This window comes from Sphingomonas sp. (genome assembly GCF_036388215.1).
In the GTDB taxonomy this organism is placed as follows: Bacteria; Pseudomonadota; Alphaproteobacteria; order Sphingomonadales; family Sphingomonadaceae; genus Sphingomonas.
This window is the reverse complement of record NZ_DASVSH010000011.1, coordinates 1-24790: the sequence shown is the minus strand read 5'-3', so window position 1 is coordinate 24790 and position 24790 is coordinate 1. Positions and strand designations below refer to the sequence as shown.

Here is a 24790-nt window from a genome sequence, read left to right as displayed (position 1 = left end):
CGGACGACCCCTCCTCTCTCCTGCCTCTAAATGTCTTTTACTTGCCCGGGCCGCCGACTGCGGTCTGCGCGCGATCCTGGATCTGGACCAGGTATTCGCCGGTCTGGAGGAAGGGGATCGGGTTGACCGCCTTGCCATCGACACGGACTTCATAATGGAGATGGCTGCCGGTCGAGCGCCCGGTCGAGCCCATCAGGCCGATGATCTGGCCGCGATGAACGCGAGTGTTATCGGCGACGAGGATCTTGGAAAGGTGGCCGTAACGCGTCTCGATGCCCCGGCCATGATTGACCTGGACGAGATTGCCGTAACCACCCTGGCGGCCGGCATGGCTGATGATGCCATCGGCAGTCGCGTAGATCGGCGTGCCGATCGAGCCGGGGATATCGACGCCGGCATGCATCGCGGCGGTGCCGCGGAAGGGATCGGAGCGGACACCGTAGCTCGACGTGAAGATCAGCTTGTCGACCGGCTGCATCGAGGGGATCGAAATCACCGTCTGCTCGAGCATGTCGAGCTTCTTCCAGGTCTGGAACAATGCGCGGAACTGGGCGTCGGCGGCTTCGGCCGAACCGGCAGTGGCGTCACCCTCGTCCACCGGCTCAAAGGGGCCGCCCATCGCTACGTTCGAATAACGCTCGGGCGCGAGGCCCAGGCGGCGCAGATGGCCCGCAGTCTCCTGATAGCGTGCCTCGCCCGCTGCACGCGCCTTGCCGGCAAGAGCGACCTGGCGCTGCTCGACCTGCTTGAGCGGCGCGAGCACTTCCTCGGCTACAGCGCTGGTCCTCGGCGCGTTGGCTGGCAGCTGCTGCTCGATGGCGGCGCGATCTACCTTGCCCGAAAGCGTTGCGGCGATCAGCGCCTGGCGCTGCTCGACCCGCGCGGCGTGAATTTTGGCGGCTTCCTTGGCGGCGGTCACATCGGCCTGCATCTGCTCGACCTGCTCGCGCATCAGCGCCACCTGCGCTTCGGGCGATGCCGGCGTGCCGGTCACGCCGCTGATCGCAATCGCGCCGACGGTTGCCTGTGAGACGCCATAGGCGGAGAACAGCACGGTCACCACGGCAGCACCTGCCAGCAGGGCCTGGGTGCGACCGGCGACGCTGAAGCGGCGGAGATCGCGGCCATCATGGAAGATGAAATCGCGCGTTGTGAAAAACTTACGGAACCGTTGGCCCAGCTTCTCGTTCTTGATCTTCGATGCGTGAGCCATGTGTCCCCGGCAACCCCGTTAAGCGCGCATCGGATTTGCCGATGGGTGCTTCGAATTCAAAAATGTCGCAGTTGCAGCCCCACCGCTTCTGGACGACCAGCTTGTGACGGATTCTTTCAATCCGCCGCAAGGCCCTGGAAATATTCCCGGGACAAACCGGCTGAGTCACGCGGCGAGTCGTTGAATCATGGGTTAATCAAGCTTTTGGAATGACTCGCGAACCCAAAAGCGGATGTCTCGCGGTGTCAGATTTGCGCCGGCTCCTGCCGATTCGGTCACTGCCCGGCCGCGCCGTCGCCGCCTAGCGCGCGAGCAGTTCCTTTACCGATTCGAGCACGTCCACCGCGTGCCCCGGCACGCGCACTCGCCGCCATGCGCGAAACAGCTTGCCGTCCGGTGCGAACAGGAAAGTCGAGCGGTCGATGCCCATGTAGCGCTTGCCGTAGAGCTGCTTCTCGACCCACACTTCGAACACTTCCATTGCGTTGCCTTCTGTATCGGTCGCAAGCGGCACGGTCAGATCGTATTTGGCGATGAATTTCTGGTGCTTGATCGCGTTGTCCTTCGAGACGCCGAGCACAGTGGCGCCCAGCGCTTCGAACTCGGGCATCATCGCGGAGAAATCCTGAGCCTCGCGGGTGCAGCCCGAGGTGTCGTCCTTCGGATAGAAATAAAGCACGAAAGGCCGTCCCGCCTGATCCTTGAGCGAGATCGTTCCGCCATTGGGAGTGTCGAGCTGCACGTCCGGGAGCTTGTCGCCTTCCTCTATCGCCATTTCCGTCTCCTCACCCCTCGCGCAATGCGGTCCAGCACGCGCGAACCTCCTGCCGCGTCCGCTCCAGCTCCGCAACCACTTGCGGCCAGGCTTCCAGGCCCACGGCGCGCGCGATCAGGGCCTGAGTGGGAGCGCCTGGCGGCTGCCCGTCCGGCGCGACGAGCCGCAGAGTGACCAGCAGGCGAGAAAGGAAATCATGCGCGGGCCGCATCGCCGCGGGCATCAGCCCCGCCGCCGCCAGCGCGTCGATCGCCCGGCCTAGCTGCGGATCGAACGCGCTGCGGTGGACAAGCTGCAGCGTGTGGACAGCGAATTCGAGATCGACGAGCCCGCCGTCCGAGAGCTTCGCGTCCAGCGGACCTTGCGGGGGCTTGTGCGCGGCCATCTCGTCTCGCATCTTCGCGGCATCGGCGACCACATCGCGCTGCGGACGTGCGCCGTGCAGCACCTCCCCCACCATTTGCATGACCGCGGCGCGCGCTTTGGCGGAGCCGAAGATCGGGCGCAGCCGCGTGAGCGCCATATGCTCCCAGGTCCAGGCATCCTCGCGCTGGTATCGCGTAAACCCCTCGAGCGATACGACCAGCGGCCCCTGTGCGCCGGACGGACGCAACCGCGTGTCGATCTCGTAGAGCGGTCCGGCGGCGGTCGGCACGCTGAGCGCGGCAGAGACGCGCTGGCCCAGCCGATTGTAATACATCACCGCGCCGAGCGGCTTCGCGCCGTCGGATTCAGCCGCATAGTCGCCCGTGAAAACGTAGATCAGGTCGAGGTCCGATGCGTGAGTCAGCGCCTGGCCGCCCATCCGCCCGAGCGCGAGGACCACAAGTTCGCTATCCGGCACCCGGCCGTGCGCGCGGGTGAACTCCTCGACAGTGGCGCGCGCCAGCACTTCGATCGCAGCCTCCGCGACCCGCGCATAGCCCGCGGACACTTCCAGCGGATCACTCGCCCCCGCGACGATCTGCGCGCCCAATGCGAAGCGCTTCTCGCCCACGACCTTGCGGACATGGTCGAGCTGCCATTGATAATCGGCGCCGGTCTCCCGCGTGGCCATTTCTTCGGCCAGCGCGGCCACATCCGGCATGGGATCCAGCGCAGTCGCGTCGATCAGGCCGTCGAGCAATTCGGCCCGCCGCCCCAATTGCTCCGCGAGCGTGGGAGCGTGGCAGAGAATGTTGCTGAGCAGTCGCGTCAGCGCCGGTTGCGCCTCCAGCAGCCGGAAGAAGTTGATCGCGCTGGGCAGCCTTGCCAGCATCGCGTCGAAGCGCGTGATCGCATGCGTCGAATCCGGGGCCTGCGCGAACGCCGCGATCAGCCAGGGCAGCACGCTCTCCAGCGCCTCGCGGGCGGGCGAAGTGCGCAGCGCCGGATAATTCCCGCTGCGCCAGCCCTCGACGATGCGCGCCGCGCCTGCGGGATGATCGAATCCGGCCTCGGCAAGCTGCGCCTGAAGGCTGTCTCCGCTGGCGGGAAGCCGGGGCTCGGCATCGTCGCTCAGCGAATCATATACCCGCCCCACTCGCTCGGCGCGCGGGCGCAGCAGATCGAGCAGGGCCTCACCGCTTTCCACTCCGTGGAGCGCCGCGACATTGGCGAGCGCTTCGGCCCCGGCCGGCAGCCGATGCGTCTGGAGGTCATCCACCATCTGGAGGCGGTGCTCGATCGTACGGAAGCAGGCATATGCTTCTGACAGCGCCGCCGCATCCTCCGCATCAATCCGCCCCGCAGCCGCAAGCGCCGCCAGCGCGTCGCGAGTGGCGGGCGCGCGCAGTGCGGGATCACGACCGCCATGGATGAGCTGATGGATCTGCGCGAAGAACTCCACTTCGCGGATCCCGCCCCTGCCGCGCTTCAGGTCATAACCGGGTCCGAAAGCCTGGGCCTGCGCATAATGATCGCGGATGCGGCGGCTGATGTCGCGTATCTCGCGGATCGTCCCGTAATCCAGCGCCCGCCGCCAAACGAAAGGGCGCACGGCTTCGAGAAAATAGCCGCCGAGCCTCAGGTCTCCGGCGCAGGCGCGCGCGCGGATGAACGCCGCGCGTTCCCACGGCAACGCCTGGGATTCGTAATAGGATATCGCGGCGTCCACCGGCAGCACGATGGGCGTCGCCTCTGGCGAAGGGCGCAGCCGCAGATCGACTCGCATCACATAGCCGTCCCCGTCGCGCGACTGGAGCAGTTCGAGCACGCGCCGCCCGATCCGCACCGCGGCGTCCACCGGCTCTTCGCGCGGCTTTCGGGGCAGTGTATCGGGATCGAAGAGCCAGATCGGGTCGATGTCGGAGGAGTAATTGAGTTCGCGGCTGCCCTGTTTCCCAAGCGCGATCGCCGCGAAGCCGATCGGATCGGCGTCCGGGGTGCGCTCCAGGATCGCGGCGCGGATGGCGCGGTCCAAGGCGTCGTCGGCGAAATCACTGAGCGTGTGCGTCACGCGCGTCAGGTCGAAATGGCCGGACAGGTCGCCAAGCGCGACCAGCAGCGCCAGCCGCCGGCGTTCGATGCGCAGGCGGGCGCCCGCGCTCATCTCGCCGGGGATGTCGCGGGCCGCCGCCAGCGGGTCCAATAGTGCGCCGGGCAAGTCTTCAGCGAGCTGCGGCTCGCGCGTCAAAAGCATCGCGAGGAAGGGCGAATGATCTCGCGCGCGGGCAATTGCGCCTTCAAGTAGATCCAAAGAAGTTGTTACGGCCACAGACCCTAACGCTTCCGTATCGAGTTTTCGCTTATGTCAAGCAACAAATATCAATCTCAACGGTTTTATCTTTGTGACAAGCACTTCACCTCAGTCGGCCAAGCAGGCCCCGCCCTCGCCTTACCGGGTTCAGGCGCCCCGCGCCAGCGACGCGATCGCCGCGTCGCTTCGCGGCGCATACGGAGACGCCAATTGCCTGCCTGATGAAATATCCGCCCTGCTGCGCAGGCTCAGCTGCATCGATCACTCGAGATCGGAACGCTGATCCTCAGCGGTCGCGACTGAGATCGTCGACCTGCCCCATGATCGTGTCGAGCGCGCTCTTGCCGCCTGGATTGGGCAGCATGTCGCGGCGAGACGGCAATTGCCCCTCTGAGAGCAAAGCTTCGAGCGCGACACGTCCGCGCGCGACTCGGCTCTTGATCGTGCCCACCGCGACCTGGCAGATCTCGGCCGCTTCTTCATAGGCAAAGCCGCCCGCGCCCACCAGGATCAGCGCCTCGCGCTGCGGCTGCGGCAGATGCAGCAAGGCGCGCTGCATGTCCGATAGCTCGACATGCCGGTCCTGGCTGGCCGGCGCGGCCAGGATTCGGTCCGCCACCAGATCGTCCCACTCGCCCTTGAAACGCGCCCGGCGCATCTGGCTCAGATAGAGGTTGCGCAAGATTATGAAGGTCCAGGCGCGCATGTTCGTGCCCGCCTGGAACCGCTTGCGCGCCGCCCATGCCTTAAGCAAGGTCTCCTGCACCAGATCGTCGGCGAGATCGCGGTTGCCAGAGAGCGAACGCCCAAAGGCGCGCAGATGGGGGATCACCTGGCCCAACTGCTGCTTGAATTCGGGGTCCGAAAGCGAGACGTGCTCGACCGGCGGCTCAAGACCGTCTTCGCGCTCATCGGGCTGTTCAGTCTCGCTCATTGATTCCCGCTCGATTGGGCGCCGTTTGCCGCCAAAGGTGGACATAAGGGTAAAGATTGCGATCGCCAGGGTCCGCCCCTGCGCGCGTCAGACCAGGAGAATTATCGCGAACGCAATGACCACGAACACGAGTCCGAACCCCAGCACATAGCGAGTCATATGGGGAGTGGAACCGGCGCGCGCGCGATCGGTGGTCACGTGAATCTCTTCGTCATTCTCAGCCATGCCGGTTCAACCCCTGAAAACCGTTTTGGGTCCGTTCCATATGGAACTTCGCTGTTCAGGAACCCGCCGCTCAGACGGGCACCGTCGCCTGATCGAAGAACAGCGCTTGGCTGATCGTCGTCTTCACTGTCTCGCGCTGAAATGGCTTGGTGATCAGGAAAGTCGGCTCGGGCCGCTCGCCGGTCAGCAGGCGCTCAGGGAAAGCCGTGATGAAGATCACCGGGACCGTGAATTCGGCCAGGATGTCCTTCACGGCGTCGATGCCCGAGCTGTCGTCGGCCAGTTGGATGTCCGCAAGCACCAGGCCGGGGCGATCCTCCATCGCCAGCGCCACCGCCTCGTCGCGAGTCACGGCCACGCCCGTCACGTCATGGCCCAGATCGCGGACGATCTGCTCCAGATCCATCGCGATCAGCGGCTCGTCCTCGATGATCATCACCCGGGTGCGCGTCTGGCGCTCGATCTCGGCGACTGCCTCGGCGACCAGATTGGACACGTCCTGGGAGTCTTCTTCGATCAGATAACCGACATCCTCGATGCTGAATCCTTCCACGGTGGTCAGCAGCAATGCCTGGCGGGAAAGCGGCGTCAGGCGCGCCAGGCGCTTCCGGGCGATCTCCTCATTCTCATTGAGCGAATCCTCCGCGAGATCGTCTTCCTCGAGATGTGTCGATTGCCAGATCGCCTGAAAGGTACGGTAGAGCCCCAGGCGGGGATCGACATCGCGGGGAAACTGGTCCGGCGCGGCGACGATGGCCTCAAGCGCGGCGCGAACATAGCGGTCGCCTTCCGTCTGGCTGCCGGTGAGTGCGCGGCCATAGCGGCGCAGCAGGGGAAGGTGCGGCGCGAGTTGCTGTCCAAGCGACATAGTCGGGTAATTCTCCATTCGAATCCGGGACGCTTGTTTCGCCCCCGTTACGGGCCATTGCAATCGAATACGCCAACCGAAGGAGCCCCTCCCCGGAATCGCATCGCATGTGGAACAAACAACCCGCTCTTTTGTTTCATGCGCCTGAACCGGTTGATGCGGGGTCGTCCTTGCTTTGCCCGGCCCGTTTTTTATACCGGACCCGGAACGTCCCGTGGTCCTTGAGGGGGAATTGGTGGTTTCCACTAAGAAAGAGTTGATCAGGCCGCCCCGCTCCGGGGGCGGGGACGATGGCGGCAAGCCAGGCCGCAATCTGGGCGATGCGCTGCGTCAGGCCTATGACGAAACCGTTGGCGAAGCGGTGCCCGACGACCTCCTGGACCTTCTGAAAAAGCTCGACTAACCAGCCAAAAATGGAAAGTTCCGATCACGAGGCGCGCTCCCGGGTTCCCGTGGCGGCGCTGGCCCGCATGCAGACCGGCGCGAAGCTCTTCCTGATCCTGGTCGGAGCCCTCCTCCCGCTCGCGCTGATCGCGCTGCTGATCACTATACAATCGATGCGAACCGCAGGCGCGGAAGCTCGGGCGCGGCTGCGCTCGATGGCGGAAGAGAGCTCGGCTGTCACCCAAACTGCGCTCACCAGCCACGCGGCGCAATTGCGCCAGGCGCTGACCGCGCTCGAAGCCGATCCGGCGGCTACGCTCGCCTGTGAGCGGATCACCGCCACATTCGAGTCGCTGGCGAATGCGCAATTCTCCATCGTCAACGGGGCGGGCAAGATATTGTGCGGGCAGCGGTTCACTGTCGCAGGCGCCGCGGTTCTCGGCCCATCGCAGCTTCGCGCCAAGATCGTGGACAGCGGGCTTTCGGTGCGGATCGGTGGGCATGACGGGGCGAGCGCCACCGCCTTTTACCCCGCGGCCGTTCTGAGCACGATCGCCCGCCCCAACGGGTTCGTTCCCGATTATGGCCTCGATCTGCTGGCGGGCGGCGAACGCCTGGCGCTGCGCCGCCTACCCGATGGCGGGCCGTTCGATCTGCGCGAGAGCGCGCGGGGCGAACTCGATATCGGGGGGCTGGCGCTCGACATGTCGGTGCCCGGCGCGCGCATCACTTCCCCGATCATCATCACCGCGGTGCTGCTGGTCGTAATGTGGATCGCGGCCGCCGCGATCAGCTGGTTCGTGGTCGATATCCTGCTGATCCGCCCCCTGCGGAGGCTTCGTGCAAGCGTGGGCGCATATCAGCCCGGCGAACTGATCGATGTCGGGCGGGTGGGCGAAATGCCCGCCCAGGAGATACGCGAGCTTGGAGAGACCTTCCGCGAGATCAGCCGCACCGTGCAGGCGCACGAGGCGGACCTGGCCGAGGGGCTGGTCCGCCAGACCAAGCTGACTCGCGAAGTGCATCACCGCGTGAAAAACAACCTTCAGGTCATCGCCAGCCTGATCAACTTCCACGCGCGCGGGGCCAAGAGCGCCGAGGCAAGCGAAGCCTATGCATCGATCCAGCGCCGCGTCGATGCGCTCGCCGTGGTCCACCGCAACCATTATGCCGAGATGGAGGAAAATCGCGGGCTCGAACTGCGGTCGGTGATCGGCGAGCTCGCGGCCAATATTCGCGCGACGGCGCCCGAGCACGCCGCCGGGCTGGGCATAACGCTCGAAGTGGAGCCGCTGCTGGTCAATCAGGACGTGGCGACCGCGGTCGCGTTCCTGCTGACCGAGATCGTCGAGCTGGCGATGAACTGCATGGCGGGCGCGCAGATACGCATTTCGGTGAAGGCCGGGCCCGAAGACGATCGCGCGACGCTGAGGGTAGTTTCCCCCGCCCTTGTGGAGAGCGCCGAACTCGAATCGCTGCTGGAAAGCCGCTATGGGCGTGTGCTCGGCGGGCTTGCGCGGCAGTTGCGCTCCAAGCTTCACCATGACCCGCTGGTAGGCGCCTATGAGGCGGGGATTGCCATCACGGGCCGCTCGTAAAAAGCGCGATCCATCGCTCCAAAAAAATTCCAAAAAAAGTTCTATTTGCCGGGAACCCCTGCCCGCCTTCGTCGTTCTACACTTCGGATAGTGACCTTTTGCCCCCCCGCTCTCGCTATCCAAGACATGGGCCCGGAAGCGTCAACCTCCCCCCCCCGGTGACGCTTTCGGGCCTAACACTTTTCTCCGCATCGCTGATCTGCCCCCCGCGCGGCTTCCGTCCCCCCGGGGCGGAACGATCCCTCGCGCCCGTTCATTGGGCTTATCCACATTCACAGCGATATGGAGATTCCAATGCGCAAGATCCTCACCTGCATCGCGCTCGCGGGGACGATCCTCGCCTCGGCGTGCAACACGATCGAGGGAATGGGACGCGATGTAGAATCGGCGGGCGGAACCGTCGCCAACGCGGCCAAGGAAAACAAATAGGCCGATCCGGCCCTCCCCGCTGCGGGAGGGCCTATTCGGATGCGGCCTCCGCCTCCGCATCCGCCTGGGCCGTGCGGCGGCGTCGCGTGAACCATATCCCGACAAGCGACAGGAAATATAAGCCGATCAGCGGGACCGCGAGCAGGAACTGCGATCCAATGTCCGGCGGCGTGAGCACAGCCGAGATCGCGAAGGCCGCGACGATGGCATAGCGCCAAGCGCTCTTCAGCTGCTCGTAGGTAACGATCCCGGCGCGCTCCAGCAGCATGAGCAGCACGGGCAGCAGGAAGGTGATCCCGAACGCGAACAGGAACTGCATGATGAAATCGAGATACTTGCCCACTGCCGGCAAGGCCTCCTGCGTCACGCCCCCGCCCAGATCGCCCTGATAGCTCAACAGGAAATGCAGGGCGGTGGGAATGGCTATCCAATAGGCCAGCGATGCGCCGGCAATGAACAACAGCGGCGTGGCGAGCAGGAACGGCAAAAGCGCGCGCTTCTCCTTGCGATACAGGCCGGGCGCGACGAATTGCCATAACTGGTTCGCGATGACCGGGAACGACAGCATCATCGCCGCGAAGAACGCAACCTTCACCTGGACGAAGAACGCCTCGAAAATCTCGGTGAAGATCACCTTGTTCTGCCCCGCTTCGGCAAGCGGCTGGACCAGGAAGCCGAAAATCGGCTTGGCGAAATAAAAGCTCGCGATGAAGGTCAGCAGGATCGCCAGCGCGCAATAAAGCAGGCGCCGGCGCAGCTCGATAAGATGTTCGAGCAAGGGCGCCTGGCTATCGTCGATATCCCTCACTCCGCCGCCTCGCTTGGCTTGATGGCCCTGGGCTTGCGGACGCGTTTGGGCTTGGCCGGCGCGGGCTCGTCCACAGTCTCGCCAGCAGCGAACAATTCCGGCTGCTCGACCATTACCGGATCGCCATCCTCGGTCGCGAAATGCTCGGGCTGGGGGGCTGGCAAGGCGGGCTGCGGATGCTCGCGCATGATCCGCTCATTCTCGGCCGCCCATTGCTTTTCCATCTCGGAGAGTTCCGCCTCGCGGATCATGCTGTCGAAACCCGAGCGGAACTGGCGCGCGACTCCGCGGGCCTTTCCGAACCACTTGCCCAGGAACCGCAGCGCCTTTGGCAGGTCCTTGGGCCCGATCACCAGCAGCGCGACGACCGCGACGACCAGAAATTCGGGCGCGTTGAAATCAAGCATTCGCTACCGCCAGAAGCTGCGCGCCAAAGCCTCCCTGGCGCTGAAAACCGTAAGTCAGCGCTCTTCGCGCGTGCGCTCGGCTTCGGTCTGAAAGGCGGGATCGGCCCTTTTGGCTTCCAGCCGCGTGGCTTCGGCCTTCTCGTCGTCCTCGGCCATGCCCTTCTTGAAGCTCTTGATGCCCTTGGCGACGTCGCCCATCATGCTGGAGAAACGACCGCCGCCCAGCAGCAGGATCGCCACTACGCCGAGCACCAACCAGTGCATCAGGCTGAAACCACCCATCAGAAATCTCCTTGTGTCTCGCCGTATCTAGTCTTGTTCGGTGACGGTTTCCACCTCTTCGTCCGTACTGAACGCATCAAGCGCCAGATCGACCGGATCGAGCAGGCCGGCAGCCTTCAGATCGTCGATGCCGGGCAGGTCGCGTCGGCTCTCCAGCCCGAAATGCGTGAGGAAACCTGGCGTGGTGGCATAAGTGAGCGGGCGCCCGGGCACTTCGCGGCGCCCGGCGGGGCGCACCCAGCCGGCTTCCATGAGCACGTCGATCGTGCCCTTGCTGATCTGGACCCCGCGGATCGCTTCGATTTCGGCGCGGGTCGCGGGCTCGTGATAGGCGATGATCGCGAGCGTCTCGACGCCCGCACGGCTAAGCTTGCGGCTCTCCTCACGGTCTCGGCGGAGCAGGTGCGCAAGGTCCGGAGCGGTCTGGAAGTGCCAGCGGTCGCCCCGGCGGACGAGTTCGATACCACGCCCGGTAAACAGCGCCTCCAGGCTCGCCAGCGCGCCGCGCACGTCTGCCTCCGCGCCGACATGCGCCTTGATCTCGTCTATCGACAGCGGGTGCTCGGAAGCGAACAGGACCGCCTCCACTGCGCGGGACAGGTCGTCCTGACCCGTCATGCGCTCGCCCTCAGATAAAGCGGCGCGAAGGCTGATTGCTGCTGGAGATCGACCCTCCCCTGCCGCGCCAGCTCGAGCGCCGCAACGAATGAGGAAGCCAGGGCCGATTTGCGATAGGCCCCGCTTGCGTGTTCCGGCAGGAAACTCTCGATCGTGCTCCACGCGATCCGCGCCCCGATCAGGCTGGATACCCGCTCGATCGCTTCCTCCAGCGTCATCACGTCGCGCTGCGCGACCACGTGCATCACGGGCCGGGTGCGCGCGCTGATCCGGCCATAAGCGGCGATCAGGTCATAGATTTCCGCCTGGTAACGCCCCTTGCGGACCACGCGCAGCCCCTCGGGCGCGGCGCGCAGGAAGGTGTCGCGGCCCAGCCGGTCGCGCGCGACCAGCCGTGCGCCAGCTTCGCGCATGGCATTCAGCCGTTCGAGCCTGAGCTGAAGGCGCAGCGCCAGTTCGTCCGGGCTCGGCGTCTCCTCGGGATTGCGCGGCAGCAGCAATGCGGATTTGAGATAGGCCAGCCACGCGGCCATCACCAGATAATCGGCCGCCAGCTCCAGCCGAAGCTCGCGCGCCTCGTCCACGAAGGCGATATATTGATCGACCAGCTCCAGGATCGAGATCGCCCGCAGATCGACCTTCTGGCTGCGCGCGAGCGCGAGCAGCAGATCGAGCGGCCCTTCCCAGCCGTCGATGTCGATCGTCAGAATTGCGGCGGTATTGGCTTCCATCGCGGGCAAGTTAAGCAGAGCGTTCAGGCGAGCGCCAGCAGTTCGTCCCTCACTGCGATCAGCTCGGCCATGTCGGCCTGTTCCGGCCCGTCCTGCACTGTCGCCATCGCGCGATCCAGCCGCGCGATGCATTCGGGTGTCGCGTCCCCAATCAGCCCGGCGATCTCGACCATCTCGTCCATCCGCGCCCAGCAATCGAGAACCACGTCGCAGCCCGCCGCCAGCGCCGCCGAGGCCTTCTGCCCGGCGCTGCCGGAAAGCGCCTTCATGTCGATATCGTCGGTCATCAGCAGTCCGTCGAAGCCGATGCGGCCACGAATGATCTCGGAGATCACCGTGGGCGATTGCGTGGCCGGGTGGTCCGCATCCCAGGCTTCGAAAACCAGGTGGCAGGTCATCGCCATCGGCGCGTTGTTCAATCTGGCGAAGGGCTCGATATCGATCTCAAGCGCCGCCGCATCGGCCTTGACTCGGGGAAGCTCCAGATGGCTGTCGACCACGGCGCGGCCATGACCCGGCATATGCTTGATCACGCCTACCACGCCGCCCCGCCGCAGGCCTTCGATCGCCGCACGGCCCAGCGCCGCCACCTGCATCGGCTCGCCGCCGAATGCTCGGTCGCCGATTGCCCTGGTCGCTCCGGGCTGGAGCACGTCGAGCAACGGTGCGCAATTCACATTGACCCCGACTTCGTGGAGCATCAGCGCCAGCGCATGATAATTGTGGCGCGCGGCCTCGATCGCGGAGATCGGCGCGGCCTGGTAGAGCGCGTTGAACGCTGCCCCAGCCGGAAATGCGGGCCACACCGGCGGCTGCATCCGCGAGACCTGCCCGCCTTCCTGGTCGATCAGGATCGGCAGGTCGGCGCGCCCGCCAAGCTCGCGCAAGCTGTCGGTCAGCGCCTTCATCTGCGCGCGATCGCCGCAATTGCGCTTGAACAGGATGTAGCCGAGCGGATCGGCCTCCCTGAAGAAGGCGCGCTCGCTATCGGTGAGGCTATGGCCCGATAGGCCAAAGATTACGGGCTTCATCGGGCGGCTCCTGGCCAAATATGCAACCGCTCACCCTGAGCTTGTCGAAGGGCGCATTCCTAGAAAGAAGAAGCGTGCTTCGACAAGCTCAGCATGAGCGTATTTCGTGCGGCAGCCCTGTCAATTCGCGACGTAGCAGTTTTCGCCCGCGACCTTGAGCTTGCCGCAGATTTCCTTCGCCTGCCCGCTCGAACCGGCATTGACCCGCAGGCGGAACACCGTCTTGCCGTCCTTGTCGCCGCGCTCGATCGATTTCCCGAGCGACGCAAGATATCCGAAGCGCTTGGAGAGCCGCGACCATGCCGCATTCGCCCCGCCCTCATCCGGGAAAGCGCCGAGCTGGACCAGCGAGCCCGATCCACCGCCGACAACGGGCGCCACCGGCGCGGCCTTGGCGGGAGCCGAAGCACCCGCAGTCGGCACCGTGATTTTGGCGGTCTTGCTCCCGGGATCGTTCCCCGAAGTCGCGGCGGGACGGGCGCCTTGGACCGGCGCCTCGGGCAGCGCGCCCGTGTTGATGCTCGCATTGCTGGCATTGCCCTGGCTGGTCGCGAAGACGCTGTCGCCTTCCCCGTCCACCACCTGGCCGCCCGGCTCATCGGGCTTGACCTTGTAATCGCCTTCCTGGGCATTGATGAGCTGGCCGTTGCCGGTCAGCCCCTGTTGCTGCTGATACCAGTAATAGCTGCCCGCGCCGGCGCCGATGACCAGCAGCAGGAGGATGATGAGCAGCAAGATGCGGCCGAACGAGGGGCCCTCGCGGTAATCCTCCTCGACCGTTTCAAGCCACGGCAGGCGATCGTCGTCGCCATAACCGGGTTCCCTGCTCATCAATGCATCTCCTGGACGGCTTCGACGCCCATGATGGCGAGGCCGTTACGCACAATTTGCCCGATCGCACGCGCCAGATAAAGCCGCGCGCACGTTAACCTTACCTGATCCGGCAAGAGGAAGCGGCGCTCGGGATTATCGTTCCCCTGATTCCACAGCGAATGGAAGCTTGCGGCCAAGTCGTAGAGATAAAAGGCAATCCTGTGCGGCTCGCGCGCCAGCGCCGCGCTTTCCACGATCCGGGGGAACTGCGCGGCGAGCTTCACGACGCCAAGCTCTTCCGTATCAAGCAGGGACAGTTCCGCATCGGGACAGTCGCCTGCCCCGGCCCACGAGCCGGGGATACCGGCCTCAGCGGCCTTGCGATGCAGCGATGCGATGCGGGCATGGGCGTATTGAACGTAGAAGACCGGATTGTCCTTGGAGGCCTCCACGACCTTCGCGAAATCGAAGTCCATCTGCGCATCGGCCTTGCGGGTAAGCATCGTGAAGCGAACCACGTCCTTGCCGACTTCCTCGACGACATCGGCGAGCGTCACGAAATTGCCCGAGCGCTTGGACATCTTCACCGGCTCGCCGTTGCGCAGCAGCCGCACCATCTGGACCAGCTTCACATCGAAACGGGTCTTGCCCTCGGTAAGCGCCGCCACTGCCGCGACGATGCGCTTGACCGTGCCGGCATGGTCCGCGCCCCAGATGTCGATCAGCTGATCGGCCGATTGCGCCTTCTGGAAGTGATAAGCCAAGTCCGCACCGAAATAGGTCCAGCTCCCGTCGGACTTCTTGATCGGGCGGTCCTGATCGTCGCCGAACTGCGCCGAGCGGAACAAGGGCAGCTCCACCGGCTCCCAGTTATCGGGCAGCTCGCCCTTGGGCGCCTCAAGCACGCCATCATAGACGAGGTCATGCCCGCGCAGCCACGCTTCGGCCGCCTCCGGCTTGCCCGCCGCCTGCAACTCCGCCTCGGACGAGAACAGGTCATGATGGATACCGAGCAGCGCCAGATCGGCCTTGATCATCACCAGCATGTCCGCGACCGCCACCTTGCGGAACTCGGCGAGCCATTCGCTCTCGGGCGCGCTGAGATATTGCGGGCCGAAGCGGTGCGCGAGCGCGTCGCCAACCGGCTTCAGATACTCGCCCGGGTAAAGTCCCTCCGGAATCTCTCCGATCTCGACACCCAGTGCCTCCTGATACCGCAGGTGCGCCGAGCGCGCGAGCGTATCGACCTGGCCGCCCGCATCGTTGACATAATATTCGCGGATCACCTTGTGCCCGGCATGTTCGAGCAGCGAGGCAAGCGCATCGCCAACCACTGCGCCACGGCAATGCCCCATGTGCATCGGCCCCGTCGGGTTGGCCGAGACATATTCGACATTGACGGTGACGCCCTCGCCGATCGTCGAGCGGCCATAGGCATCGCCCGCATCGAGGATCGCGGCAAGCTCGTTGCGCCAGGTCGCATCGGTCAGCGTCATGTTGATGAAGCCCGGCCCCGCCACGCTCACCGACTGGGCCGCGCCAAGCTTCTCCAGCTCGGCGGCCAGCTTCTCGGCTAGCGCACGCGGATTGGTCCCCGCCGGCTTGGCAAGCACCATCGCCGCGTTGGTCGCCAGATCGCCATGCGAGGGATCGCGCGGCGGCTCGACCGTCACATTGCGCCGCTCCAGCCCAGCCGGAAGATCGCCCGAGGCCACCAGGGCATCGAGCGCGGCATGGATATGGGCAGCGAAACGAAGGTAGAGGGTCACGGGGCGCTTCCGATGGTGCGAGGAAGCGCGGGCATTAGACCAAGCGTTGCGCGGGTGCAAAGCGGGGGATGGGACCGCCCGGGGAGTTGTGGCTATCTCCTCACGGCACCTCTGTCTGCCTAGGAACGGATTTCGGGCATAAATCTGGCCCCTCTTCTCGTCTCCCCGGGCTTGACCCGGGGTCCCGCTTTCTCGCTTCAGGCAAGTACGTCAAACAGATCGCGCCATTCCGGGTTGCCGTTCTCGATCAATGCGAACTTCCATTCGCGACGCCAGCGTTTGACGCGCTTCTCGTGAGCGATCGCATCCGTGATTGACGGCGCATGCTCGGCCCACACCAGTCGGCCTAATCCATAGCGCCTGCAGAAATCCGATCCGTCGCCTGTGCGGTGCTGATGGATGCGCGTGGCCAAGTCTGCGGTGACACCGACATACATCGTGCCGCGATACCGGTCGGCCATGATGTAGATCCAACCGCCACGATGCCCCATCGGGACAAAAAACAAGGAGCGGGACCCCGGGTCAAGCCGGGGTGACGAACTGAGGGCGATGACCGCTAACCACCAATAGCAGCCCTCAGCATCCCCTTGCAATGTAGGATTTCACCTGCTTGGCTAAGCCGGTCGGCACTCCCGATCGCTCTTTGAAATCGTCGGTTCAAGAAACCCCATGGCCAGTGCGAACATTGGGAACATTCGCATGTGTGCGCACCGCGCATTGGCCTAAACTTCGCCTAAACTTCCGCGCGCCGATCCACGAAGAAGCATGCGGCGTTCAGATCAGGCCCGCACCAGCCCCTCGATCGGTCGCGATGCCCGCATGTCCGGAAACAACTTGGCCGCCGCCTGCGACGCACCCAGCCCAAAATGCGAAGCCACCGCGCTGCCGATCACCGTATCCAGCCCCAGCGTGGGCTTCAGATCGCGTCCCTCATACAGCGCCGCATCCGACAGCCCCGGCCAGTCCGCGATCACGCGCCCGCCATTGACCGCGCCGCCCATCAGCATCGCCGCCGATGCCGTGCCATGATCGGTGCCGCCGGTGCCGTTCACCTTCACGGTGCGGCCGAACTCGGTAGCGACGAGCACCATGGTATCGGCCCATAACGGCCCCAGCCCGGTCTTGAGCGCGCCGATCATCCCATCGAGCCCGCGCAACTGCGCGCCCAGGCGGCCGCGCTGCTGGGCATGGGTGTCCCAGCCCCCGGTCTCGATCATCGCGATGCGCGCGCCGCCCTCGGCGCTGAGCAGCTTGGCCGCGAGGTCGCCCGTCGCAACGGCGTTGCGGCCATTGTCCGCCGCCATGTCGCTGGTCAGCACTCGCGTCGCCACTGCCTGTTCCCAGATCCCGTGGAGCTGCGGATCTTGGGCATACATCGCTGCGACGCGGCCCAGCAGATCATCCGATGCATCGGGCAGCGCGGACGGCGCATAGCTCCCCACTTCCACCCGCCCACGCAATGCCATCGGGATCGTCGCGGCGAGCGCGATCGCCTTGTTGTCGGCGGGCAACAACGAGAGCAGCCGGTTGAGCCAGCCGTCCTTGACCGCATAGGCGGCCGTCCCGCCGGTCTCCAGCACGTTCTGCCCGTCGAAATGCGATCGGTCGCGATAGGGTGAGGCCACCGCGTGGACGAACAGCGCCTGCTTGGCCTGATACAGCGCCCCGACATTCGCCAGCGAAGGATGCAGCGCAAACATCGAATCCAGCTTCGCCGCGGAAGCGAAATCCTGCGCGAGAAGCCCGCGCTGGCTCACGAACGCGGGATCGCCCACCGGCGCTATCGTCCCCAGCCCGTCCGCCGCGCCGCGCTGGATGATGAAGACGAAGCGCTTGGCGGTGGCCGCGCTGGCGAAGGTCATCCGTGCGCCGAGCGTGGTGGTGAGGACCGCGGAGGCGCCCAGGGCGACGAAGTTGCGACGGTTCAGCATGGCCTATCTCCGCATGAATTCGGGGGCGACGAGCATCAAAGCGAGCCCCTGGCCGGGGCTTTCGGAACGGGCGATCGCCTGCGCCGTCGCCTCGCTCAAAGCGCCCGGGAAAAGCTGCGCCGCGCGCTCACGGGCGTCGATCGAGTCGCGGGTGCGCTGCGCCATCCGCTCGGCTGCCTCGACCCTGCGCATCACGGCGTCCGGCCCCGCCCAGGACGCCGCGACATCGTCCCATCCCGCTGGCGAGCCTGGCCGCCACACCGGCTGGCCCAGCTGGGTCAGCAGTCCGTTCATCGCCATGGACGGCAATTGCTGCGTGCCGAGCGCGCGCAACGCCGAGATCGACCATTCCCAGGGCGACTTGAACTTGACCGGCGCCGCCACCCAGCATTCGGGCGCGTCGATCAGCGCACGATACACGGTCGGCAAGTCGCCGCCCGATCGCAGGAACGCCGCTTCCAGCCTGCCGACCAGGCTCGCCGGCGGCTCGTCTCCCGCGAAATGGCGCGCCAGCTTGGTGGCGATGTGGCGCGCCGTGGCGGGATGCGCGGCGAGCATATCCAGCACCGCGGCGGCCTGCCCCTCGCCCTCCTGCGTCCAGCTCTTGCCCAGGATGGTGCGCGCGCCCGGCTCGTGCAGGCGCGGCGCGAAGACGAAGCTGCCCGGGATGCCATCCGTCCCCGCAAAGGCCGCGCCCCGGCCTCGTCCGAGTCCGGCGACCGTCCAGCCGGTCATCGCCCGCGCGAATTCGGTGACGTCGGCCTGGCCATAGCCCGTGCGGACCCCCAGCGTGTGAAGCTCCAGGATTTCGCGCGCCAGATTTTCGTTCAGCCCGGCGCGCTGCGGATTCTGGCGCCGCTGCGCGATCTGGCCCGCCATGCTGTTCGGCCCGATCGACTGCGCCTGATCAAGATAGAGCAGCATCGCCGGGTGCCGCTCGACTGCGTGGAGCATGTCCCGGAACTTGCCGAGCACATGCGGCCGCACGGCTTCGAACTCCAGCGTGCCCGCAAGGCCGACGATCGTGATCTTGTCCGCCGAAACCGCGAAGTGATTGGCCCAGAAATGCACGAGCCGCTCGACGAAGCTGGCCGGCGACATGACCGCGCAAAGCGCCCGCGCAGAAACCGCCTTGGCATAATGATCGCGCCCCTGCTGGCGCGCGAAGCGCTGCGCCTGGACGACGGGATCGTTCTGGTCGCGCTGCGGAGCCTTCTCGGTCATCGGCGCGCCCGCCATATCCTGCATTTGCGCAGGGGCCATCATTTCCGCATCGGGGCGGGCGGGAGTCTCGCCTTGGCGGCGGTCGCGCTGCAACTGCCGCACTTGCTGGAGGTACTCGCTCAGCTCGCGTGCGATCGTGCTGCCGGGCGCCAGTGCGGCAATCGCCTGGGGGCGAGCCTCATAGCGATCGAACTGCGCGAGCAATCCGCGCTTCGGGTCCGCGCCCGGGCTGTCGCCCGGCCTGCCTCCCATGCCGAAGCGGTTGAGGGCGATGCTGGCGTCGGCCATCCGAAATCCTCTCTGGCTGCTGCGCGAAGCTAGGCTCCGGTTATCGCACAATTATGGCAATGCGGCCATTCCGCCCGGCGCAGCCCGTCGGTCGCGACGATTGTCTCGCGCACGGCCACCGATTGCGCGCGGCGCATGCAATGCGCGGAATGCATCCGCATTCTCCTCTCTTTGCGTTTGCGATCGTTGCTGCGCCGCAGCATCCTGGGCGCATACAAACAAGCTCGGGAAGAGGATGTCGGTCCGGCCGTGTCGAACCAACGAGGAGAAATCTCATGTCCCGCATCGTTTTCGCGGCCGCCGCCGCTTCGCTCGCTTTCGCCGGTCCCGCTCTCGCCGATGAGCGCCAGCTCACCCGCGACGGGGTCACCTATAATTACACTATAGCCAAGCAGGGCGACGCCCGCATTCTGGCCGGCACTGCGTCGCTCGGCGGCCGCTTCAGGCTTGTGGTCAAGGATGGATGGGTGCGCGGCCATGTCGGCAGCACGCCGGTCTCGTTCGCCGAACCGAAGCGGACGGCACAGGTAACGGTGGCATCACGCTAAAAGCCTTCGGGCAATTCAATGGGACCGACCGCTTCGCGATATCGCGCGATCGCGTAGCGGTCGGTCATCCCCGCAATGAAATCCGCGATATGCCGGCTGCGCCACGGTTCGCCCGCCGGTAGCGCCTCCCGCCATTCGCCGGGCATGAGCGCGGGATCGGCGGCATAAGCGGCGAATAGCCCTGAGACCATCCGGTGCGCCGCGTCCGCCGCCGCGACCTGATCGGGGTGGTGATAGAGGTTGGCATACATGAATGCCTTGAGCCCACGCTCGGCCTCGCGCATCGGGTCCGAGAAATGGGCGAGGCAGCGCCCTGCCGCGCGAACCTCCTCGACCGATTGGACGCCGCTCTCGGCCACGCGGCTCCGGGTCGTCGCGATCAGATCGTTGGCCATCGCCCCGATCTGCGCGCGCACCATCTCCCCGATCAGCCGCTTGCGCTCGACGCCCGGATATCGCGCTTCCACTGCGCGCCACCCATCCGCGATCATCGGCACGACCATCAACTGATCGAGACAGAGCAGCCCCGCACGCAACCCATCGTCTATGTCGTGATTGTCATAGGCGATATCGTCCGCGATCGCGGCGACCTGCGCCTCCAGCGAGGGCCAGTGCGCCAGCTCAAGCGGGAATTGCGCATCCGCCGCCGCCAACGCCCATTCGGGGCTGGAGATCGGGCCGTTATGCTTGGCCAGCCCCTCCAGCGTGTCCCAGGTCAAGTTGAGCCCGTCCCAGCCCGGATAGGGCCGCTCGAGCGCCGTCAGCGTTCGCAGCGTGTGGCCGTTGTGATCGAAGCCCCCCTGCCCCGCCAAAGCCTCTTCGAGCGCACGTTCTCCGGCATGACCGAAGGGCGGATGGCCGATATCGTGCGCCAGGCACAGCGCCTCGGTCAGGTCCTCGTTCAGCCCCAGCGCCCGCGCCACCGTGCGCCCGATCTGCGCGACTTCCAGGCTGTGCGTCAGCCGCACGCGGAAATGATCGCCATCGGGCGCCATGAACACCTGGGTCTTCGAGCGCAGCCGGCGGAAGCTTATCGAATGGATGATGCGATCGCGATCACGCTGAAAGGCGTCGCGCGGGCCGCGGATGGTCCCGGTCTGTTCTTCATGAAGGCGGCCGCGACTGCGTTGAGGAAGGCACGCCCATGGCGCGCCCACGCTCAAGCGCGCGTCTTCAAAGGCGAATTGCGCGTCACTTCAGTGTCAGCCGCGTGATCTTCTGGCCCGCCTCGCTCGTGAACACAAAGGCCGAGACCCCGGCCTTGCCAAGCGTGTTGACGAAACTCTGCGCCTCGGCGCTGTTCTTGAACGGCCCCGCAAGCACGCGGTTGGTCGCCCGCAAGGGGCTGGACCAGCCCGATTTGCCTTTCATCGCCGCCGGCGCCTTGGTCACCACCGCTTTCCACGCCTTGGTCAGCGCCGCTTCGTTCGCGCCCCCCGCCACTTGAACCCAAGTACGCGAGGGTTCTGACGTTGCCGGATCGGGCTTCTTCGGCTCCGGCTTCTTCGGCTCGGCTTTCTTCGTCTTCGGATCGACCTTTGCCACGGTCTTGGTTGCGGGCTTTGCCGGCTCTGGCTTGGGCTTCGCCGCAACTGGCTTGGCGGCAATCTCGGCGATCCGTGCCGGCGCGGCGGTCCGCACTGGCTCCACTACAGGCTCCGGCGCCTTGGCCAGGACTTCGAGCTCCTCAGCCGGGATCGTGATGCCATTGACGATCGACGCCAGCACCGAATCTTCCTTGCCGATCTGCGTTGGCGCGGGGCTCGTTGGTGCCGGCCCTCCGCCCACGCTCTCGGGCTGCGGGTCCGACATGGTCCGTCGTACCGGGATTTCTGTGATCATCACAGGCTGGGGGGTCGGGGTCGGGACACGGCTGGCTAACTGCACCGGCGCCAGGGCTGGTGTCTGAGTGGGCGTGGGCGCTGGTGCCGGCATAGGCGTGGGCGTGGGCGTGGGCGCCGGCGTGGGCGTGGGCGCCGGCGTGGGGATCGGCTGCACCATCGCCACCTGGCGCTCCACATATTGCGGCGGGGTCGGAAGCACAGCGGCGGCGACGGCGGCTTGCTCGGCCGCGCGCCGTTGCTCCGCCGCCAGCCTGGCCGCCTCGGCGTCGCGCTCGCGTTCGCGCCGCGATCGGCGGTCACGATCCCTGCGCTCGGGTTCGACCGTCGGTCTCGGCGGGGCGGCTGCCGCCATCTCGGCCGGCCTGGACTGCGGCACGTAACGCGGCACTTGCGGCGCCATCCGCGCATCGGCCAGCCGCGCCTGGGTGGGCGAAAGCTCGCCGAAATGCACGGCAAAGGCGCGGTCGGCGGGCGCCAGCGCTGCAAGCCGGCGGAAGAACGGCGCAAGCGACGCGCCCATATTGCCCGGCATCATCGTGCTGGCGATGCGGTCCGCGCCGGCCAGGTCACCGTTCATCGCAAGGATGAAGGCGCGCGCGCGCCACGATGCCCGGTCACTGCGGCGAAGCAGCGGGTCGAGCTCGCGCATCGCCTGCTCAACACCGCCGGTGATTCCCAGCGAGAGGGCGTAGCGGCGCACCGTCTCGTCATCGCGGAACACCGCCAGCGCCGCGCGGTAATCGCGCTGCGCAAGATCGGGGGCGCCGAGCAGATCATAAGCGAGGCCACGGTCGCTGGCATATTGCGCCAGCCGCAGCCCGCGCGCCTCGGCCTGCTGAAACAGCCGCAGCGCCTCGCCCGGCCGCTCGAGCCGCACCAGCGTTCCAGCCCGGCCAGACAGGATCCGCGGATTGGTCGGGTCGATCGCCTCGGCGCGCGCAAAAAAAGCGAGCGCGGCTGATGTGTCCCCCAGCCGCGCGCTCAGATCGCCCGCGTCGAGCAGTGCGACCACGTCGCGCGGATTCCCCGCCAGCCGGCGGACTTCGCCGGCCAGCCGATCGGCATCGGGATTGGGCCCCGGAACCACCTCATATTGGCCGAAAGCGGGCGCGGCGGCGCTCAGCGCAAGAAGAAGTGCGGTCGAGCGAAGGAAACGAATCCGGATCATCTGGCTTGCAGTTAGACGCTACAACCCCTGAACCGCCAATGACGCGCGCAGCCGTGCTCGCCGAAGCGAGGCACGACGGCGACGAACGCCTATTGGTTGTTCTGGCTGCGCAGGAAGCGCGGGATATCGAGGGGGTCCTTGTCGTCGTCGTCGGACGATTTTGAGCCACCTCGTGAGGCAGAGGCCATCCGCTCGAACAGCGTGCCGCCCGCTTTCTTCGCGGGCTTGGCCTCGGCGGCGGGCTCTTCTTCCTCGCTGCCGCCGCCCGTGAGCCAGCGACGGCGTCCGCCGAACTCGGGAGTGGGCGCTTCAGGAGCTGCTTCAGGCTCGTCCAACGCTTCGGGCGCTTCTTCGGAACCAAGTACCAGTTCGTCCGCGTCCTCGCCGTCGTCGACCCAGCCGCTCTCGGCCTCGGCGGCGGCAGCCTCGGGCTCATAGGGCTGGGGCACGCGCGGAGCTTCGAGCGTGGGCTCAGGCGTCAGCGCTTCCCCGGATTCGAAACTGGCTTCGGAAAAGCCCGGCTGGGGCGCTTCGGCGGTCGGCTCGGGAGCCGCCGCGGCGGGTTCGGCGGCAGTGCGGCGCGGAGTCGAGAAGGAGAAGACGCGCGGCTGCTCCGCCGCGCGCGGCGGCGCGGCCGATTGCGCCTCTGCATCGATGCCCGTGGCGACGACCGAGACGCGGATCTTGCCTTCCAGATCGGGATTGAATGCCGATCCCCAGATGATGTTGGCGTCCGGATCGACCAGCTCGCGAATGTGGTTCGCGGCTTCATCGACTTCGAGGAGCCGCATGTCCTCGCCGCCGGTGATCGAGACGATGACGCCCTTTGCGCCATTCATCGAGACGCCGTCGAGCAGCGGATTGGCGATCGCCTTTTGCGCCGCGATCAGCGCGCGATCGTCGCCTTCCGCCTCGCCCGTGCCCATCATCGCCTTGCCCATCTCCTGCATCACTGCGCGGATATCGGCGAAGTCGAGATTGATCAGGCCCGGCATCACCATCAGGTCGGTGATCCCGCGCACGCCTTGCTGAAGCACTTCGTCGGCGAGCTGGAACGCTTCCTTGAAGGTCGTATTGGCGTTGGCGATCAGGAACAGGTTCTGGTTCGGAATGACGATCAGCGTATCGACATATTTCTGAAGCTCGTCGATCCCGGCTTCCGCGGCCTGAGCCCGGCGCTTGCCTTCGAAGGCGAAGGGCTTGGTCACGACGCCTACGGTCAGGATGCCCATGTCGCGCGCCATCTTGGCGATGACGGGCGCCGCGCCGGTGCCGGTGCCCCCGCCCATGCCGGCGGCGAGGAACACCATGTGCGCGCCCTCGAGCGCCTTTTGCACCTGGTCGATCGTCTCTTCGGCAGCCGCACGCCCGATCTCGGGCCGCGAACCCGCGCCCAGGCCCTGCGTGATCTTCGCGCCGAGCTGGATGCGTTGGCCGGCCGCGGACTGCTTGAGCGCCTGCGCGTCGGTGTTCGCGACAAGAAACTCGACGCCCTGCACGTCGGCGCGGATCATGTTGGCGATGGCGTTGCCGCCCGCGCCGCCGACGCCGATCACCGTGATTTTCGGGGTCAGCTCATCCACCTCGGGCGGAAGGAAATCGATACTCATCGCCATGCTCTCCCATGCGCCTTGCCTACGCCGGCGCAAACTGTGGGTCCCGTTCTGCACGAACCCCAAGGGCGACTCTAGAGGAAAGACGAAGTTACCAACGCATTTCTTCTAATAATTCGCACGGAACGCCGCCATCAGCCGCTGGAGCAGCGCACCGGGGCTCGCCTTGGTCACCAATTGCCCCGTTCCGGGCTCCAGGCTGCGCAGGTCGATCGGATCGGAAGCGGCGAAGCGCACCAGGCCGGCCAACGTCGCGAATGCGGGGCCGGCATGGGCTTCGGGAAGCGCGATCAGGCCCTTGGGCCGCCCCACACGAACCGCCGAGCCCAGCGATTGCTGCGCATAATCGGCCACGCCTTTCAAATCCGCACCGCCGCCCGTGAGCACGATCTGGCGGCCGACAGGGTCGCTGAAACCGAGCTTGCGCAGTTCCTTTTGTATCTCGATCATCAGCCGCTCGAGCCGCTGGCGGATGATCGCATTGAGCTGCGACTTGGTGATCCGCGATCCGTCCCCATTTTCGGGGGTTGCGGGCACTACATCGATCATTTCATGATTGTCGCGCGGCGAAAGGTTGGCCGAGCCATGGAAGCATTTGGTCCGCTCGGCCCA

General features: G+C 66.0%; 25 protein-coding genes. 4 read left to right on the top strand and 21 right to left on the bottom strand.

Annotation, left to right across the window (positions count from 1 at the left end; translation table 11 throughout):
* Positions 1-37 precede the first annotated feature (37 nt).
* The 5 genes from VF617_RS04875 to VF617_RS04855 form a co-directional block, all read right to left on the bottom strand.
* On the bottom strand, positions 38-1213 hold the full coding sequence (locus VF617_RS04875; protein ID WP_331013747.1) for a M23 family metallopeptidase: 1176 nt from the start codon (positions 1211-1213) through the stop codon (positions 38-40).
* A gap of 301 nt (positions 1214-1514) precedes the next feature.
* On the bottom strand, positions 1515-1988 hold the full coding sequence (locus VF617_RS04870) for a peroxiredoxin (RefSeq protein ID WP_331013746.1): 474 nt from the start codon (positions 1986-1988) through the stop codon (positions 1515-1517).
* A gap of 10 nt (positions 1989-1998) precedes the next feature.
* Entirely contained in the window at positions 1999-4608 is a 2610-nt protein-coding gene (locus VF617_RS04865) for a bifunctional [glutamine synthetase] adenylyltransferase/[glutamine synthetase]-adenylyl-L-tyrosine phosphorylase (protein ID WP_414713952.1), read from the bottom strand.
* 343 nt (positions 4609-4951) lie between these two features.
* Positions 4952-5599 (bottom strand): sigma-70 family RNA polymerase sigma factor, encoded by a 648-nt coding sequence (locus VF617_RS04860; RefSeq protein WP_331013744.1) that lies wholly within the window; start codon positions 5597-5599, stop codon positions 4952-4954.
* A gap of 295 nt (positions 5600-5894) precedes the next feature.
* A complete protein-coding gene (locus tag VF617_RS04855) occupies positions 5895-6692 on the bottom strand; it encodes a response regulator (RefSeq protein WP_331013743.1) in 798 nt (265 codons plus the stop codon).
* A gap of 235 nt (positions 6693-6927) precedes the next feature.
* Between VF617_RS04855 and VF617_RS04850 the strand changes: the two genes are divergently transcribed.
* The 3 genes from VF617_RS04850 to VF617_RS04840 all read left to right on the top strand — a co-directional run bounded on the left by VF617_RS04850 (position 6928) and on the right by VF617_RS04840 (position 9103).
* Entirely contained in the window at positions 6928-7095 is a 168-nt protein-coding gene (locus VF617_RS04850) for a NepR family anti-sigma factor (protein WP_331013742.1), read from the top strand.
* Positions 7096-7105: 10 nt separating this feature from the next.
* Entirely contained in the window at positions 7106-8674 is a 1569-nt protein-coding gene (locus tag VF617_RS04845) for a sensor histidine kinase (RefSeq protein ID WP_331013741.1), read from the top strand.
* Between the two features lie 294 nt (positions 8675-8968).
* Positions 8969-9103: an entericidin A/B family lipoprotein gene (locus tag VF617_RS04840; protein ID WP_331013740.1), complete on the top strand. Its 135-nt coding sequence runs from the start codon at positions 8969-8971 to the stop codon at positions 9101-9103.
* A gap of 31 nt (positions 9104-9134) precedes the next feature.
* Here VF617_RS04840 and tatC read toward each other — a convergent pair whose 3' ends face one another.
* From tatC to VF617_RS04780, 12 genes are all read right to left on the bottom strand, one after another.
* The gene (gene tatC / locus VF617_RS04835) at positions 9135-9911 is read right to left on the bottom strand and encodes a twin-arginine translocase subunit TatC (RefSeq protein WP_331013739.1); all 777 of its coding nucleotides are present in this window, start codon (positions 9909-9911) and stop codon (positions 9135-9137) included.
* Positions 9908-10318, bottom strand: coding sequence for a Sec-independent protein translocase protein TatB (gene tatB / locus VF617_RS04830; protein WP_331013738.1), 411 nt, complete (start codon positions 10316-10318; stop codon positions 9908-9910). The genes tatC and tatB overlap by 4 nt, the downstream gene beginning before the upstream one ends.
* 54 nt (positions 10319-10372) lie before the next feature.
* Positions 10373-10600, bottom strand: a complete 228-nt coding sequence (locus VF617_RS04825) for a twin-arginine translocase TatA/TatE family subunit (protein ID WP_331013737.1) — start codon at positions 10598-10600, stop codon at positions 10373-10375.
* A gap of 27 nt (positions 10601-10627) precedes the next feature.
* A complete protein-coding gene (gene scpB / locus VF617_RS04820; RefSeq protein WP_331013736.1) occupies positions 10628-11218 on the bottom strand; it encodes an SMC-Scp complex subunit ScpB in 591 nt (196 codons plus the stop codon).
* The gene (locus VF617_RS04815) at positions 11215-11949 is read right to left on the bottom strand and encodes a ScpA family protein (RefSeq protein ID WP_331013735.1); all 735 of its coding nucleotides are present in this window, start codon (positions 11947-11949) and stop codon (positions 11215-11217) included. Before VF617_RS04815 ends, scpB begins: the two co-directional genes overlap by 4 nt.
* Before the next feature lie 23 nt (positions 11950-11972).
* Positions 11973-12980 carry a beta-N-acetylhexosaminidase gene (gene nagZ / locus VF617_RS04810; RefSeq protein WP_331013734.1) on the bottom strand — a complete coding sequence of 336 codons (1008 nt, stop codon included), beginning with the start codon at positions 12978-12980 and terminating at the stop codon, positions 11973-11975.
* Between the two features lie 120 nt (positions 12981-13100).
* A complete protein-coding gene (locus VF617_RS04805; RefSeq protein ID WP_331013733.1) occupies positions 13101-13811 on the bottom strand; it encodes an SPOR domain-containing protein in 711 nt (236 codons plus the stop codon).
* The gene (argS, locus tag VF617_RS04800) at positions 13811-15562 is read right to left on the bottom strand and encodes an arginine--tRNA ligase (RefSeq protein WP_331013732.1); all 1752 of its coding nucleotides are present in this window, start codon (positions 15560-15562) and stop codon (positions 13811-13813) included. Before argS ends, VF617_RS04805 begins: the two co-directional genes overlap by 1 nt.
* Before the next feature lie 197 nt (positions 15563-15759).
* Positions 15760-16053 carry a GIY-YIG nuclease family protein gene (locus VF617_RS04795; RefSeq protein ID WP_331013833.1) on the bottom strand — a complete coding sequence of 98 codons (294 nt, stop codon included), beginning with the start codon at positions 16051-16053 and terminating at the stop codon, positions 15760-15762.
* Between the two features lie 288 nt (positions 16054-16341).
* Positions 16342-17493: a DUF1501 domain-containing protein gene (locus VF617_RS04790; RefSeq protein WP_331013731.1), complete on the bottom strand. Its 1152-nt coding sequence runs from the start codon at positions 17491-17493 to the stop codon at positions 16342-16344.
* A 3-nt stretch (positions 17494-17496) separates the two neighbouring features.
* Entirely contained in the window at positions 17497-19005 is a 1509-nt protein-coding gene (locus VF617_RS04785) for a DUF1800 domain-containing protein (RefSeq protein WP_331013730.1), read from the bottom strand.
* A gap of 29 nt (positions 19006-19034) precedes the next feature.
* A complete protein-coding gene (locus VF617_RS04780; protein ID WP_331013729.1) occupies positions 19035-19166 on the bottom strand; it encodes a hypothetical protein in 132 nt (43 codons plus the stop codon).
* Between the two features lie 114 nt (positions 19167-19280).
* On the opposite strand from VF617_RS04780, the gene VF617_RS04775 reads away from it, so the two are divergent.
* The gene (locus VF617_RS04775; protein ID WP_331013728.1) at positions 19281-19553 is read left to right on the top strand and encodes a hypothetical protein; all 273 of its coding nucleotides are present in this window, start codon (positions 19281-19283) and stop codon (positions 19551-19553) included.
* Here the strand turns inward: VF617_RS04775 and VF617_RS04770 are convergent.
* The 4 genes from VF617_RS04770 to VF617_RS04755 form a co-directional block, all read right to left on the bottom strand.
* The gene (locus tag VF617_RS04770) at positions 19550-20716 is read right to left on the bottom strand and encodes a deoxyguanosinetriphosphate triphosphohydrolase (protein WP_331013727.1); all 1167 of its coding nucleotides are present in this window, start codon (positions 20714-20716) and stop codon (positions 19550-19552) included. The two genes, VF617_RS04775 and VF617_RS04770, sit on opposite strands and share 4 nt — an antisense overlap.
* A gap of 28 nt (positions 20717-20744) precedes the next feature.
* A complete protein-coding gene (locus VF617_RS04765) occupies positions 20745-22565 on the bottom strand; it encodes an SPOR domain-containing protein (RefSeq protein ID WP_331013726.1) in 1821 nt (606 codons plus the stop codon).
* An 89-nt stretch (positions 22566-22654) separates the two neighbouring features.
* The gene (gene ftsZ, locus VF617_RS04760; RefSeq protein WP_331013725.1) at positions 22655-24175 is read right to left on the bottom strand and encodes a cell division protein FtsZ; all 1521 of its coding nucleotides are present in this window, start codon (positions 24173-24175) and stop codon (positions 22655-22657) included.
* 111 nt (positions 24176-24286) lie between these two features.
* A partial coding sequence (locus VF617_RS04755) for a cell division FtsA domain-containing protein (RefSeq protein WP_331013724.1) occupies positions 24287-24790 on the bottom strand: 504 nt, incomplete at its 5' end.